This window comes from Streptomyces sp. NPDC104226, assembly GCF_055584085.1.
The window spans coordinates 357,420-372,370 of record NZ_JBVJMS010000004.1; the positions used below are offsets into that span (position 1 = coordinate 357,420).

At 73.8% G+C, this 14,951-nt stretch carries 10 protein-coding genes; 7 read left to right on the top strand and 3 right to left on the bottom strand.

All coding sequences use genetic code 11. The features are described 5' to 3' along the window. Window positions 1-55: 55 nt before the first annotated feature. Together ACZ60J_RS15065 and ACZ60J_RS15070 are read left to right on the top strand one after the other, a co-directional pair. Entirely contained in the window at window positions 56-742 is a 687-nt protein-coding gene (locus tag ACZ60J_RS15065; protein ID WP_469682045.1) for a hypothetical protein, read from the top strand. A 118-nt stretch (window positions 743-860) separates the two neighbouring features. Further along, window positions 861-1,601: a PP2C family protein-serine/threonine phosphatase gene (locus tag ACZ60J_RS15070; RefSeq protein WP_469682047.1), complete on the top strand. Its 741-nt coding sequence runs from the start codon at window positions 861-863 to the stop codon at window positions 1,599-1,601. A gap of 38 nt (window positions 1,602-1,639) precedes the next feature. Here the strand turns inward: ACZ60J_RS15070 and ACZ60J_RS15075 are convergent, their stop codons facing one another. After that, entirely contained in the window at window positions 1,640-2,038 is a 399-nt protein-coding gene (locus ACZ60J_RS15075; protein WP_469682049.1) for a winged helix-turn-helix transcriptional regulator, read from the bottom strand. 133 nt (window positions 2,039-2,171) lie between these two features. Here ACZ60J_RS15075 and ACZ60J_RS15080 point away from each other — a divergent pair, with 133 nt between their 5' ends. Together ACZ60J_RS15080 and abc-f are read left to right on the top strand one after the other, a co-directional pair. Beyond that, window positions 2,172-3,047 (top strand): NAD(P)H-binding protein, encoded by an 876-nt coding sequence (locus ACZ60J_RS15080; protein WP_469682050.1) that lies wholly within the window; start codon window positions 2,172-2,174, stop codon window positions 3,045-3,047. 235 nt (window positions 3,048-3,282) lie between these two features. Continuing rightward, window positions 3,283-4,968, top strand: coding sequence for a ribosomal protection-like ABC-F family protein (gene abc-f / locus ACZ60J_RS15085; protein ID WP_469682052.1), 1,686 nt, complete (start codon window positions 3,283-3,285; stop codon window positions 4,966-4,968). A 45-nt stretch (window positions 4,969-5,013) separates the two neighbouring features. Here the strand turns inward: abc-f and ACZ60J_RS15090 are convergent, their stop codons facing one another. Beyond that, the gene (locus ACZ60J_RS15090; RefSeq protein WP_469682054.1) at window positions 5,014-8,001 is read right to left on the bottom strand and encodes a bifunctional [glutamine synthetase] adenylyltransferase/[glutamine synthetase]-adenylyl-L-tyrosine phosphorylase; all 2,988 of its coding nucleotides are present in this window, start codon (window positions 7,999-8,001) and stop codon (window positions 5,014-5,016) included. Between the two features lie 239 nt (window positions 8,002-8,240). Between ACZ60J_RS15090 and ACZ60J_RS15095 the strand changes: the two genes are divergently transcribed. The 3 genes from ACZ60J_RS15095 (at window position 8,241) to ACZ60J_RS15105 (ending at window position 13,414) form a co-directional block, all read left to right on the top strand. Continuing rightward, on the top strand, window positions 8,241-10,517 hold the full coding sequence (locus tag ACZ60J_RS15095; RefSeq protein WP_469682056.1) for a PIG-L family deacetylase: 2,277 nt from the start codon (window positions 8,241-8,243) through the stop codon (window positions 10,515-10,517). A 291-nt stretch (window positions 10,518-10,808) separates the two neighbouring features. Further along, window positions 10,809-12,905, top strand: a complete 2,097-nt coding sequence (locus ACZ60J_RS15100; RefSeq protein ID WP_469682058.1) for a PIG-L family deacetylase — start codon at window positions 10,809-10,811, stop codon at window positions 12,903-12,905. 203 nt (window positions 12,906-13,108) lie between these two features. Continuing rightward, a complete protein-coding gene (locus ACZ60J_RS15105) occupies window positions 13,109-13,414 on the top strand; it encodes an antibiotic biosynthesis monooxygenase family protein (RefSeq protein WP_469682059.1) in 306 nt (101 codons plus the stop codon). Between the two features lie 70 nt (window positions 13,415-13,484). Here the strand turns inward: ACZ60J_RS15105 and glnA are convergent, their stop codons facing one another. Beyond that, window positions 13,485-14,846, bottom strand: coding sequence for a type I glutamate--ammonia ligase (glnA, locus tag ACZ60J_RS15110; protein ID WP_469682060.1), 1,362 nt, complete (start codon window positions 14,844-14,846; stop codon window positions 13,485-13,487). Window positions 14,847-14,951 lie beyond the last annotated feature (105 nt).

Sequence of the window (14,951 nt, forward strand, 5' to 3'; positions counted from 1 at the left end):
CCGGGTGAGTATGCGTACTCACGCGCCGGGCTCGGCATGATCGGAGACTGTGCGCATGACCCGAACCCACGCCTCCACCAGCACCTTCGCCCGCTCCGCGCGCCGCCCGCGGATCACCCTGGCCCTGACGGCCCTCGCCGTTCTGGCGCTCGGCGCGTGCGGCACCACGAAGGCGAACGGCGGCGGGGAGCCGGCCGCGCCGGCGGCACCGGGCCCGTCGGCGGCATCGGCCGCATCGGCTGCGTCCGCCGCATCCGCGAAGCCCATGGGAAGCCTGACGTCGCCCGCCCTCGCGGGGCTCCAGGCGGACATCGCGCAGACGTGCCCGGCTCCGGGCACCCCCCAGGAGGGGCCGCCGAGCCGACAGGCGCCGCCGGCCGGCGAGGAGGCTCCGGCCGGCGCCGTCGGGCCGGCCGCACCCACATCCGGCCCGGTGGTGGAACTGGACACGCGCGACTGGTGCGCGGGCGTCCTCCACGAGCAGTACGTCTACCTGGGCGTGGAAAAGGTCACGGCCCCCACCCCGGCCGGGATCAGGTCCATCCTGAACGGCCTCGGCTACCCCGACGAGCGCATCCACGACCTGAAGCAGTCCGGTGCGACCACCACCTTCACCCTCGACCTCCGCGAGAACGGCGGCCGGCTCTGCGTGACGGGCTCGGTGGGCGGCGAGGAGCCCGTCACCGAGAAGTGCGCGGCCCCCGCGACCGGCCCGTTCGCGGCCGGGAGGGCGCAGTACTGAGCCGCGGACACGCGCGGCTCGCCCGGCGGCGGGACAATGGGGCGACGGGGGGAACGGGGGCGACGAGGAAGGAACGCGGCTGCGCGCGTCCGCGCGCGCGGAGAGGCGGGAGCCCGTGGTGGCGTACGTAGCCGTGACCGCCCTGAGCCATGTCGGGCTGGTCCGCGAGCACAACGAGGACAGCCTGGTCATCGGGCCGTGGACGCTGTGCGGGACCACGACCCGCAGCCCGCAGACACTGCTGTTCCCCCTCGGCAGACCGTTGGTCGTCGCCGTGGCCGACGGCCTCGGCGGGCAGCCGGCGGGCGAGGTCGCCAGCGAGCTGGTCGTACGGGAACTCGCGCTCCTCGGCCCGACCCTGGAAGGGGCCGAGGCGATCGAGGACGCGCTGAACCTCTGCAATCGCGCGGTGCACTCCGCCACCGAGGGCCGTCCGGAGCTGACCTCCATGGGGACCACGGTCGCCGGCACCCTGGTCCTGCCGGAGTCGCTGCTGTCGTTCAACGTCGGCGACAGCAAGGTGTACCGGGTGGCCGACGACGGGCTGCGCCAGGTCAGTGTGGACGACAGCCCGCCGCTTCCGCCGGGTCAGCGCACCACCTCGGCCGTGACGCAGACCCTCGGCGGGAGCCGCGCCGAGCACGTCCTGACCCCGCACGTGGCGGCCTTCCCGCTGTCCACGGGCGACCGGTACCTGGTGTGCACGGACGGGCTGACCGACCCGGTGCCCGACGAGGCCATCGACGAGCTGCTGCGGCTGCACGACGACGGCAGGGCGGCGTTCGAGCTGTGGAAGGCCGCCATCGAGGCGGGCGGCCCCGACAACATCACGCTCGCGCTGGTGCGCATCGGGGCCTGATCCCAAGAGGGCGTACCTGGTGCGCGGCTGGTGCGCGGCTAGTTCGCGGCGGCCGCCGCCTCCCGCTGCTTCGCTTCGTCGTAGGCCGCGCGGGCCTTCTCCACGTCGTCCATGCGCAGGCCCGTCCAGTGGGCGAGGGCCCGGACCCGCTCGGCGGCCTCGCGGCCCAGCGGGGTGAGCGAGTAGTCGACGCGGGGCGGGATGACGGGCTTGGCGTCGCGGTGCACGAAGCCGTCGCGCTCCAGCGTCTGGAGGGTCTGCGTCAGCATCTTCTCGCTGACCTTGGCGACCGTTCCCACGTGCCGGCGCAGTTCGCTGAAGCGGTACGAGCGGTCGAGCAGGGCGTCCAGCACGAGGACGCCCCAGCGGCTGGTGACGTGCTCCAGGACGAGCCGGTGCGGGCACATGGCCTCGGCCCGGGCCCACTTCTCACGCATCTCACTTACTCCCATGCCAGTACCTTACTTCAAAGTGGGTACTGCCGTTTCGTAAGTGCCCGCCGTACGGTGAGTGCACAGCCCGGAAAACGGGAGCACCAGCAGGGCCCAGCCCAGGAGTGAGTCAACCGCCATGAGCATCGTCGTCACCGGAGCCACCGGATCCCTCGGCCGTCTCGTCATCGACGAGCTGCTCGACCGCGGCGTCCCCGCCGCCGAGATCGCCGCCGTCGTCCGCGACAAGGAGAAGGCCGCCCCGCTCGCCGCCCGGGGCATCGAACTGCGCATCGCCGACTACGACGTGCCCGAGACGCTGGCCGGGGCCTTCCGGTCCGGCGACCGGGTCCTGATGATCTCCGGCAGCGCGGTCGGACAGCGGGTGCCCCAGCACGCCGCCGCGATCGACGCGGCGAAGGCGGCCGGGGTGGCGCAGTTCGCGTACACCGGCATCCTGGGCGGGCCCGAGGCTGACTTCGACCTCGCGGCCGAGCACCGGGCGACCGAGGAGCTGATCCTCGCCTCGGGGCTGCCCCACACCTTCCTGCGCAACGGCTGGTACACCGAGAACCACACGGGCAACCTCGCGCCGGTGCTCGCACACGGGGCCGTCCTGTCCAACGCGGGCGAGGGCCGGGTGGCCTCGGCAGCACGCGCCGACTACGCGGCGGCCGCCGCGGCCGTGGTGACCGGGGAGGGCCACCTCGGCAGGGCGTACGAGCTGAGCGGCGACGTGGCGTGGTCCTTCGCGGAGTACGCGGCGGCGGTGGCGGAGGCCGCCGGGCAGGAGATCGCGTACAACGCCGTGACCCCCGAGGCCCACCTCTCCGTCCTGACCGGCGCCGGGGTCCCCGCCCCCTTCGCCGAGATCCTGGTCGACGTGGACCTCGCCATCGAGCGCGGCCGCCTGGCCGGCACCTCCGGCGACCTGTCCCGCCTGATCGGCCGCCCCACGACGCCGATGGCAGTGACGGTCGCGGAGGCCGTGGCCTCGGCGCGCAGCGCCGGCTGAGGGCGGTCGGGACACCGCCGAAACTCGCGAGACGCAACGACTCGCCCGGCGTTACCCTGGGCCCATGGGTTCGTACTCGTACTACTTCTTCCGCTGATCAGCGGCGCGGACGCGGCGTGAGGGGCATGGCCCCCCGCGCCGCGCGTCCGCGCTGCTCGCATCCAGAAGGAGACGCCGCCGACACCGACGACACGGACGACGCGGCGGAAGACCGAGTAACCCGAGGGGATCCCCCATGCGCTCGCGCGCCCATCACCCGTCACAGACCCGGGCCGGCTCCCAGTCCCGAACCCGGTCCCAGCTGACCCTGTCCGGAGTCACCAAGGCCTACGGCGACCGGGTCGTGCTCGACCAGGTGTCGCTGACCGTACGGCCCGGCGAGAAGGCCGCCGTCATCGGCGAGAACGGCTCCGGCAAGTCCACCCTGCTCCGGCTGCTCGCCGGGGCCGAGCGGCCCGACGGCGGCGAGGTCACCGCCGTCTTCCCCGGCGGCGCCGGACACCTCGCCCAGACCCTCGACCTCGCGCCCGGGCACACCGTCCAGGACGCCGTCGACCTCGCCCTCGCCGACCTGCGGGAGCTGGCGGACCGGATCCGCGCCGCCGAGACCGCCCTGGGCTCCGGCGGCGAACCCGGTCCCGGCGCCCTCGACGCGTACGGCGAGCTCCTGACCGCCTACGAGGAGCGCGGCGGCTACCAGGCCGACGCCCGCACCGACGCCGCGCTGCACGGGCTCGGCCTCGCCCACCTCACCCGGGACCGCACCATCGGCTCGCTCTCCGGCGGCGAGGCCTCCCGCCTCGCGCTGGCCTGCGTCCTGGCCGCCGCCCCCGAACTCCTGCTCCTGGACGAGCCCACCAACCACCTGGACCGGCGGGCCGTCGACTGGCTCGCGGAACGACTGCGCGGCCACCGCGGCACGCTCGTCGTCGTCACCCACGACCGGGACTTCCTGGAGCGGATCACCAGCACCGTCCTGGAGGTCGACCGGGACCTGCGCACGGTCGTGCGGTACGGGGACGGCTGGGCGGGATACCTGGCGGCGAAGGCCGCCGCGCGCGGCCGGTGGGCGCAGCGGCACGCGGAGTGGCGGGAGGACCTGGCCCGCACCGAGAACCTGGTCGCGGCGGCGGGCCAGCGGCTCGACCGCACCGGCAAGGACCCGGGGCAGGGCTTCGGCAAGCACCGCCGCTCCTCCGAGGCCAAGCTGTCCGGGCAGGTCAGGGCGGCCCGCCGGCACCTGGAACGGCTCCGGGCCGAGCCGGTGGCACCGCCCCCGGTGCCGCTGCGCTTCGACGCCGGGATCGCCGCTCCCGGCAGCACCCCCGAAGGGCCGCTGCTCGAACTCACCGGGATCCGGGTCGGCGACCGGCTCCGGCTGCCCGCGCTGACCGTGCGGCCGGGGCAGCGGCTGCTGGTGTCGGGGCCGAACGGGGCCGGGAAGACCACCCTGTTGCGGGTCCTGGCCGGGGACCTGGCCCCGGACGCGGGCACGGTGCGCCGCGGGGAGCACGTACGGCTCGGCTACCTGGCACAGGAGTTGCCCCGCTCCCCGGTCCGGCTCCCGCTGCTGTCCGCCTTCGCGGCGGGGCTGCCCGGACTGCCCGAGGAGCACGCGGAGGAGCTGCTGGCGCTCGGGCTGTTCCACGAGGAGGACCTGCCGGTGCCGGTCGCGGCCCTGTCCGCCGGGCAGCGGCGGCGCCTCGAACTGGCCCGCCTGGTGACCCGGCCGGCCGATGTCCTCGTCCTCGACGAGCCGACCAACCACGTGTCCCTCGCGCTCGTCGAGGAGGTGGAGCAGGCGCTCGCCGGCTACCCGGGAGCGGTGGTCGCCGTCTCCCACGACCCGCGTTTCCGTGCCGCTTTCACGGGCGACCGGCTGGAGCTGCGGAACGGGGCGCCGATTCGGCCCGCGGCGTGACGGGCCCTCGCCAAGACAGGGCCCGGCAGGGCCGGGCCGGGCGCCCTACCCCCCGTAGAACAGCTCGTCCACCACGCCCCGCGCGCGGCGGGTGATGCGGCGGTAGTCCTCCAGCATGTCGCCGACCGTGCCCTCCGCGTAGCCGAGGTAGCGGCCGACCGCCGCCAGTTCGCGGGCCTCCGAGGGGAAGGTGTCGCCCGCGCGGCCGCGGACCAGCATCACGGCGTTGCGGACCCGGGTGGCCAGCACCCAGGCCTCGTCGAGGATCTGTGCCTCCTCGGTCGGGATCAGGCCGGCCGCGTGGGCGGCCGCCAGGGCCTCCCGGGTCCGGGTCGTGCGCAGGCCCGGTTCCGCCCAGGCGTGCCGCATCTGGATCAGCTGGACGGTCCACTCGACGTCGCTGAGGCCGCCGCGGCCGAGTTTGGTGTGCAGGGTCGGGTCGGCGCCCCTGGGCAGGCGTTCGGATTCCATCCGGGCCTTCAGGCGCCGGATCTCGCGGACGGCGTCCTCGCCGAGGCCTTCCACCGGGTAGCGCAGCGGGTCGATCAGGTCGATGAAGCGCCGGCCGAGGTCGGCGTCGCCGGCCACCGGTTCGGCGCGCAGCAGGGCCTGGGACTCCCAGGTCAGGGCCCAGCGGCGGTAGTAGGCGGCGTAGGAGGGCAGGGTGCGGACCAGGGGGCCGGAGCGGCCTTCGGGGCGCAGGTCGGCGTCGATGAGCAGCGGCGGGTCGGCGGTGGGGAGCTGGAGGAGCCTGCGCATCTCGGCGATGACGTTCTGGGCGGCCTTGGCGGCTTCCTGTTCGTCGACGCCCTCGCGCGGCTCGTGGACGAAGAGGACGTCGGCGTCGGAGCCGTAGCCGAGCTCGTGGCCGCCGAACCGGCCGACGCCGATGACCGCGAAGCGGGTGGGCAGGGTGTCGCCCCAGTGGCCCTGCACGGCAGCGCGCAGGGCGCCGGCGACGGTGGCGGCGGTGAGTTCGGAGACGGCGCGGCCGACCCGGTCGACCAGGGCTCCGTGGTCCTCCTCGGCCGGGGTGTCCTCCGTACCGTAGGAGCCGATGATGTCGGCGGCGGTGGTACGGAACAGCTCGCGGCGGCGGACTCCGCGGGCGGCGGCCACCCCGGCCTCCGGGTTCTCGGCGCGCCCGACGGCGGCGAGCACCTCCTGCTCCAGGGCCTCGTGGGTACGGGGAACCAGGCCCTCGGGATCGCCCAGCAGGGCCACCGCTTCGGGGGCGCGCATGAGCAGGTCGGGGGCGAGGCGTCCGGCGGAGAGCACCCGGGCGAGGTTCTCCGCGGCGGCGCCCTCGTCGCGCAGGAGACGCAGGTACCAGGGGGTCTTGCCGAGGGCGTCGGAGACCTTGCGGAAGTTCAGCAGGCCCGCGTCCGGGTCGGCGGAGTCGGCGAACCAGCCGAGGAGCACGGGCAGCAGGGTGCGCTGGATGGCGGCGGCGCGGGTGACGCCGGAGGCGAGGGCTTCGAGGTGGCGCAGGGCGGCGGCCGGGTCGGCGTACCCGAGGGCTTCGAGGCGCTGGCCGGCGGCGCGCGGGGAGAGCCGGGTCTCGCCGGGGGCGAGCTGGGCCACGGCGTCGAGGAGCGGCCGGTAGAAGATCTTCTCGTGCAGGCGGCGGACCACCGAGGCGTGCCGGCGCCAGGCCTTGTTGAGCTCGGCGACGGGTTCGGTGCGCAGGCCCAGGGAGCGGCCGAGGCGCCGCAGGTCGGCCTCGTCCTCGGGGACGAGGTGGGTGCGGCGCAGCCGGTAGAGCTGGATGCGGTGTTCCATGGCGCGCAGGAAGCGGTACGCGTCGTGCAGTTGGGCGGCGTCGGTGCGGCCGACGTAGCCGCCGGCGGCGAGGGCGGTGAGCGCGTCGAGGGTGGTGCCGGAGTGCAGGGTGGCGTCGGAGCGGCCGTGCACGAGCTGGAGGAGCTGGACGGCGAACTCGACGTCGCGCAGGCCTCCGGGGCCGAGTTTCAGTTCGCGTTCGACCTGGGCGGCGGGGATGTTGTCGACGACGCGGCGGCGCATCTTCTGGACGTCGGGGACGAAGTTCTCGCGCTCGGCGGCCTGCCAGACGAGGGGAGTTATGGCGTCGACGTACTCGGCGCCGAGCGCCTCGTCGCCCGCGACGGCGCGGGCCTTGAGGAGGGCCTGGAACTCCCAGGTCTTGGCCCAGCGCTGGTAGTAGGCGAGGTGGGAGGCGAGGGTGCGGACCAGTGGACCGTTTCTGCCCTCGGGGCGGAGGTTGGCGTCGACGGGCCAGATGGTCCCTTCGACGGTGGTCTCGGAGCAGATCCGCATGAGGTGGGAGGCGAGGCGGGTGGCGGCCTGGATCGCCTTGCCCTCGTCCGCGCCGGGGGCCGCGTCGCCGACGAAGATGACGTCGACGTCGGACACGTAGTTCAGCTCGTTGCCGCCGCACTTGCCCATGGCGATGACGGCGAGCCGGCAGAGCGCCGCGTCCTCGGGGGCGGCGGCGGTCGCGATGCGCAGGGCCGCGCGGAGGGTGGCGGTGGCCAGGTCGGCGAGCTCGGCGGCGGTCTGGGCTACGTCTATGGTCCCGCAGACGTCGCGGGCGGCGATGGAGAGCAGGCACCGGCGGTAGGCCACGCGCAGGGCGACGGGGTCGTGGGCGCCGGCCAGGCCCTGCTCGAACTCGGGTAGCCCGGGGTGCAGATCGGCGGCCTCGTAGGTGACCAGGGCCTGCCAGTCGCGGGGGTGGCGGGCGAGGTGGTCGCCGAGGGCCTCGGAGGCGCCGAGCACGCCGAGGAGGCGGTCGCGCAGGGGTTTGGCGCTGACGAGGGTGTCGAGGAGGACGGGCAGTTCTTCGGGGGTCTGCGCCTCGGCGATCCGGACCAGCCCGAGGAGGGCGAGGTCGGGGTCGGCGGTGGCCCCGAGGGCGTCGAGGAGCACCGGATCGGTGCGTACGGCGGCCAGCACGTCGGTGTCGAGCAGCCGGGCGGCGGCCGAGGGGTCGGTGAACCCGCTGCGCAGCAGCCGGCTGAAGGTACTGCTCCTGCGTCCCGGGACTGTCATCCCGCCGCCTCCCGCGTGCGTCGGCCTGCCTCTGCCACTGCCCTGGCCGGGCGGTTCGCGGGGTGTCGCCCGCCTTCGGCGGATGTCGCCGTCGGCGGGGCCGCGCTGCCGCCCGGGGAGAGCCTAGCCGGAGCAGGCGTTCGACTCACCGCATGCCCGATGGGACTGTTTGTCAGATTTTTGGCAGACTTGTCGCGCAATGGGGCCCGGTCCCCGCCGACCGGCCAGGAGGACCCCCGATGCCCGACCCCGAACTCCCGGCCGAGGGGCCCTCCTCCGCCCGTCCGACCGGCCCGGGCGGCCGGGCCGAAGGTCCCGGCGGTGGTCCCGGCGGCGGTGTCGCTGGTGGTGCCGCCGGTGGTGCCGCCGGCGCCCGTGCGCGGCGGGCCCGTGCGGTGGCCCACGGGCGGCGGAGGCGGGTCGTGAAGGCCGTCGGGTTCTGTGCGGCGGCCGCCGCCGGGGGGATGCTGCTGCTGCGGGGGAACGCGGCGCTCGACGCGCTCGGCCGCCCCGCCGCCCCCGACGGCAAGGCGGTGGGCGCCGCCTCCGGCGCCTCCGTGACCGGCGACCCGGCCGCCCCCGCGGACCCGGGCCGGGTGCTGCAGATCGTGGCGCACCCCGACGACGACCTCTACTTCATGAATCCGGACCTGGGCTACTCGATAGTGGCGGGCCATCCCGTCACCTCCGTCTACCTCACCTCCGGCGAGGCCGACGGCATCAACGCGGGCGAAGCCCAGCTGGCCGCCACCCCGGCCGACAAGCCCGCCTACGCCGAAGCCCGCCAGAACGGCATCCGCTCCGCCTACGCGAAGATGGCCACCGGCAACCGGGACAGCCCCTGGCGGCGCACCGTCGTGCCGACCGCGGGCGGCGGCCACGCCGAGGTCGACGTCCTCACGGCGAAGCCGCAGGTCAACCTGGTCTGGCTGCAGATGCGCGAGGCCGGCAACGTCTGGGCGGACCGGCCCGACAGCCTGCACGGCCTCTGGGACGGCAAGGTCCCCCGGCTGGAGTCGATGCTCGCCTCCGGCTCCCCGGTCAAGCAGCCGTTCACGTACACGAAGGACCAGGTCGTACGGACCCTCGTCGGCTTCCTGAAGCAGTACGGGCCGACCACCGTCCGCTCCCAGGACCCGACGCCCGGCCGGTTCCCCGACACCAGGCACTACACGGACCACCAGGACCACTTCTACGGCGCCCGCTTCGTGCAGGTCGCGCTCGGCGCCTACGCGAAGGAGGTCAAGGACCGTCCGCACTTCTCCGTGCAGAACTACCTCGGCTACTTCAACGGCTCGCTCCCCAGCGCCCTCGACGCGGACGAGGCCAGGACCAAGCTGGACATCCTGGACACGTACGCGTGGATCGACCGGCAGAACCACTGCGGCAGCGCCGCCGGCTGCGGGGACCTGAAGGTCGCCGACCACCCGGCCGGCAACCGCTGGACCTCCTCCATCAACTACGCCCGCGGCACCGCCACCTCCTGGCTGGCCTCCGACAAGGAACACGGCCTGTGGGCGTTCAAGGTGCTCGACGGGCAGCTCGCCCTCTGGCACCGCGACGGCCTGCTCGGCGCCTGGAGCGGCCCCCGACTGCTCCCCGGCGCCGACGGCACCGTCATGGACCAGGGCATCTCCACCGTGACGCTGCCCGACGGCCGGATCGCCGCCTTCGGCACCCGCACCTCCTTCGGCGCCAAGCCGACCGACTACCGGCGCGAGGTCGTCTACACCGTGCAGCGGGCGCCCGGCTCGCAGGAGTTCGGCGAGTGGACGGCGCTCGGGACGCCGGAGACCGCCGACGCGGACTGGACCTCCGACATCAGCGCGCCCGCGGTGGCCGTGGACGGCTCCGGGCAGCTCGCGGTCTACGTGCGCGACGGTGCGTACACCCTGCGGGGGCGGGTGCAGTCGCCGACCGGCGCCTGGGGTCCGTGGGACCGGTACGGCGGCTCGGACCTGCACGGCAGCCCGGCCGCCGCGACGGACGCCGGCGGCCGGCGCATCGTCCTGGCCGCGACCACCAAGACCGTACTGGGCTGGGCCCAGCCGAAGGCCGGTGCACCGCTCGGCCCCGCCACCGCGACCGGACTGCCGGCGCCGGCCCTGCCGATCACGGCCCAGAGCCGGGAGGACGGCGTACGGCTGTGGTTCCGCAAGCCGGATTCGGGTGCGGTCGGTACGGCCTCGTTCACGGGCGAGGGCGGCCTGAAGACGACCGGGGTCACCGACGTGGGCGGGCTGTCGGGCTTCGGCTCGGTGACGGCGAGCGGGCATCTGCTGGCCGGGCGCTCGGCGGGCGGGCAGCTGGGCTCAGACGTCGGCCGGGGCCGGCCGTGGGCGCGGTCGCCGCTGATGTTCGTCGGGGCGCCCTCCTCGACGATGAACGGCAAGAGCACGGTGGACCTGGCGGTCATGGGCCTGGACGGGCGGCTGTACGTGACCTCGTCGGCGGACGACCCGGACGCGCACCTGGCGCCGTGGCAGCCGGTGGGAGCGCCGAACGGCTCGCCCTGACCGGCAGGCAGAGGTCGGCGCGCGGTGTGCGCGCGGTCCGGGCGCGGTGAGCGCGCACCCCATCAACGCCCCCCAAGGGGGCGTTTTTTGGTGGGCCCGCACATCGCGACACCCCACTGTGACGGCGGACACGTACGAAATGCCCATAAGAGGCGCACTCGGGCGGTCATTTCCACACATCTGAAGTCATCGGCGAACAGGGTGAACCAACGCGCCCGGAATGAACTCTCACTGACTGACCGACAGCTTCACACGGTTCTTTCCTGCCGGAACGACCCCAAGGCGTAGCCCATGCCCGTATCCCGTCGACGTTTCCTCCTCGCGACCGTGGTCCCGATGCTGACCATCGGGGTCACCGGCGCGCTCGCCGTCGCATCCGGCCAGCAGACCGCGGCCGAGGCCGTCCCGGGATCCGGTTCCCCCGCCGTACTGCCGGTGAGCGCCACCGCCGGGTCGGTCGTCCAGATCGTCGCCCACCCGGACGACGACCTGTTCTTCATGAACCCGGACGTCAGCCGCTCCCTGCTGTCCGGCACCCCGCTCACCACCCTCTACCTCACCTCCGGCGAGGCCGACGGCCGCAACGAGGCCCACGGCGGCGCGGCCAAGGACCCGGAGCAGCCCGCCGACCGCCGGCACTACGCGGAAGCCCGGCAGAACGGCATACGCTCCGCCTACGCGCAGATGGCCACCGGCGACCGCACCAGCCCGTGGCGCCGTACGGTCATCCCCACCGCGGGCGGCGGGGACGCCGAACTCGACGTCCTCATCGCGAAGCCCGAGGTCAACCTGGTCTGGCTGCAGATGCGCGAGGCCCGGGCCCCCGTCGCCGACACCCCGGACAGCCTGCGCGGACTGTGGAACGGCCGGATACCGGCGCTCACCCCGCAGCTCACCGCGGGCACTCCGGTCGCGCAGCCGCCCACGTACACCAAGGACCAGGTGATAGCGGCGATATCGGGGATCCTGGAGCGGTACAAGCCGACGACGATACGCATGCAGGACCCGTCGCCGGGCCGGTACCTCGACTCCGGCCGGCTGACCGACCACCAGGACCACATGTACGCGGCCCGGTTCGCGCAGGCCGGGGCCGCCTCGTACGCCGCGCGGGTCCCGGTCGGGCAGCGGCCCCGCTTCACGGTGCAGAGCTACCTCGGCTACCACAACAGCACCCTGCCGCACTCGCTGGACCCGCAGACGGCCGAGACGAAGATCGGCTTCCTGAAGACGTACGCGTGGCACGACAAGCAGAACTACTGCGGCTCGCGCTCCGGTTGCGGCGACCGCAAGGTGGCGGGCAGCCCGACCGGCCGCAACTGGGCCCAGTCGCTGCGGTACGCGCGCGGCGACCACTCCTCCTGGCTGGTACAGGGCACGCCCGGCCGGCTGTACGCCTTCGCCGTCCTCGACGGCCAGATGGCCGTCTGGAACCGCGGGGCCGGCACCGGCCCCGGCGCCGCCTGGCAGGGACCGGTGCTGCTGCCGGGCACCGGCATCGACCCCGGCGCGAGCACCACCCGCCTCCCCGACGGCCGCGTCGCCGTCCTCGCGACCCGCACCGTCTTCGGCGACCGGCCGGAGGAGTACCGGCGCGAGATCGTCTACGCCGCCCAGTCCGTCCCCGGCGGTCCCTTCGGGGCGTGGGCCTCCCTCGGCACCCCGGAACCCGGCGACGAGCCCGGCACCTCCGCGATCAGCGCACCCTCGGCCGTCTCCGACCCCGACGGGCGGCTCACGGTGTACGTCCGCAACTCCCGGCGCGCCCTGCTCGCCCGTACCCAGGAACCCTCGGGCGCCTTCGGCGGCTGGCAGCACCTGGGAGGCGCCGACCTCCAGTCCGACCCGGTCGCGGCCACCGACTCCGCCGGGCGCCGCCACGTCTACGCCGCCACCACCCAGTCGGTCCTGGTCTGGATCCAGCCCGCCCCGGGCGCCCCGCTGACCGGCCCCTTCCCGACCGGGCTCCCGGCCACCACCGTCCCCCTCACCGCCACCCCGGAGGCGGCGGGCATCCGCCTGTACTTCCGGCGCCCCGACTCGGGGGTCGTCCGCACCGCCCTGGTCACGGCGGCGGCCGACGCCGCGAAGCCGGCGGTCTCCAGCGTGACGGAGGCCGGCGGCCGGGCCGGCTACGGCGCGGTGGGCGTGGCGGGCCGCGTCATATCGGGCCGCGCCGACTCGGGCACCATCAGCACGACCGGCCTCGGCGGCCCCCCGGCGTGGACGGAGTCCCGCATGCTCTACGCGGGCGCCCCGGCCGGCATCCAGGAACCGGGCGGCGGCACGACCGTCGCGGTCCTCGGCCTGGACGCCGAACTCCACGTCACCACGGCCACCCCCACCCCGACCCGCACCACCTGGCACCGGGCGGTACCCCGGCAGGCGTAGCCGATCGGCCCAGCGACCTCCGGCCTAGGCCGTCTCTTTCGGATCTTGCCGGGCCCGCGGTGTCCGGTGCCGCGCCCGGCCGCACTGCCGAGACGACCACGTACGCCCAGTACGCGAGCGCCCCGACAGCACGCCCAGGCACGGCACCGGACACCGCGGACTCGGCCGACAAGATCCGAAAGAGACGACCTAGGATGCGCCCCATGATCCTGGAGAGTGCACTGCTCGACGTCCGGCCCGGCCTGGAGGACGAGTTCCTCGCCGCGTTCGCGGAGGCCAAGCCGCTGATCTCGGTACAGAAGGGCTTCCGCTCCCTGGAGCTCCGGCGCTGCCTCGACGAGGGACGCGGATCGCGCTTCCTCCTCCAGGTCGCCTGGGACACCCTGGCCGACCACACCGAGGGCTTCCGCCGGTCGCCCGAGTACGCCCAGTGGCGAGCCCTGCTTCACCACTTCTACGCCCCGTTCCCCGAGGTCGAACACTACGGCGCCCCACTCCTCACGGCGTAGCCCCCACCCACGAGACGCCTCAGGGCCGGCGGTCGACGACCACCGGCCCCGAGCATCGGTACGCGCGCGCCTACAGCACCGGCATCATCTTGCGCAGCTCGAACGCCGTGACCTCGCTGCGGTATTCCTCCCACTCCTGCTTCTTGTTGCGCAGGAAGAAGTCGAAGACGTGCTCGCCGAGGGTTTCGGCGACCAGTTCGCTCTTCTCCATCAGGGCGATGGCCTCGCCGAGGTTCTGCGGGAGGGGCTCGATGCCCATCGCGCGGCGCTCCGAGTCGGAGAGGGCCCAGACGTCGTCGTCGGCGCCGGCCGGGAGTTCGTAGCCCTCCTCGATGCCCTTGAGGCCCGCGGCCAGCAGGACGGCGTAGGTGAGGTACGGGTTGGCGCCCGAGTCGATCGAGCGGACCTCCACGCGGGAGGAGCCCGTCTTGCCCGGCTTGTACATCGGGACGCGGATCAGGGCCGAGCGGTTGTTGTGGCCCCAGCAGATGTACGAGGGGGCCTCGCCGCCGGAGCCGGCGGTGCGCGAGGAGCCGCCCCAGATGCGCTTGTAGGAGTTGACCCACTGGTTGGTCACGGCTGCCGTCTCCGCCGCGTGCCTGAGCAGGCCCGCGATGAACGAGCGGCCGACCTTGGACAGCTGGTACTCGGCGCCCGACTCGTAGAAGGCGTTTCGGTCACCCTCGAAGAGGGAGAGGTGGGTGTGCATGCCCGAACCGGGGTACTCCGAGAAGGGCTTCGGCATGAAGGTGGCCTGGACGCCCTGTTCGAGGGCGACCTGCTTCATGACCAGGCGGAAGGTCATGATGTTGTCGGCCGTCGAGAGGGCGTCGGCGTAGCGCAGGTCGATCTCCTGCTGGCCGGGGGCGCCCTCGTGGTGGCTGAACTCGACCGAGATGCCCATGGATTCGAGCATCGTGATCGCCTGGCGGCGGAAGTCCATGCCGACGTTCTGCGGGGTGTGGTCGAAGTAGCCGGAGTTGTCGGCCGGGGTGGGCCGGGTGCCGTCCAGCGGCTTGTCCTTCAGCAGGAAGAACTCGATCTCCGGGTGGGTGTAGAAGGTGAAGCCCAGGTCGGAGGTCTTGTTCAGGATGCGCTTGAGGACGTACCGCGGGTCCGCGTAGGAGGGCGAGCCGTCCGGCATCAGGATGTCGCAGAACATCCGCGCCGTTCCGGGGGCCTCCGCGCGCCACGGCAGTATCTGGAAGGTGCCCGGGTCCGGCTTGGCGATCATGTCCGATTCGTAGACCCGTGCGAAGCCCTCGATCGCCGAGCCGTCGAACCCGATGCCCTCGTCAAAGGCCTGCTCCAGCTCCGCCGGCGCGACCGCGACGGACTTCAGGAAGCCCAGTACGTCGGTGAACCACAGGCGCACGAAGCGGATGTCGCGCTCCTCGAGCGTCCGGAGGACGAATTCCTGCTGCTTGTCCATGGCTTCATCCTCGCAGTTCAGGCGGCCTGTGCACCACCGCCGCGGGGCGTGGGCACAGTCGGGCCGCCCCAGTATCGCCAGCAGTGGTTTCCGCCAGATTACGCA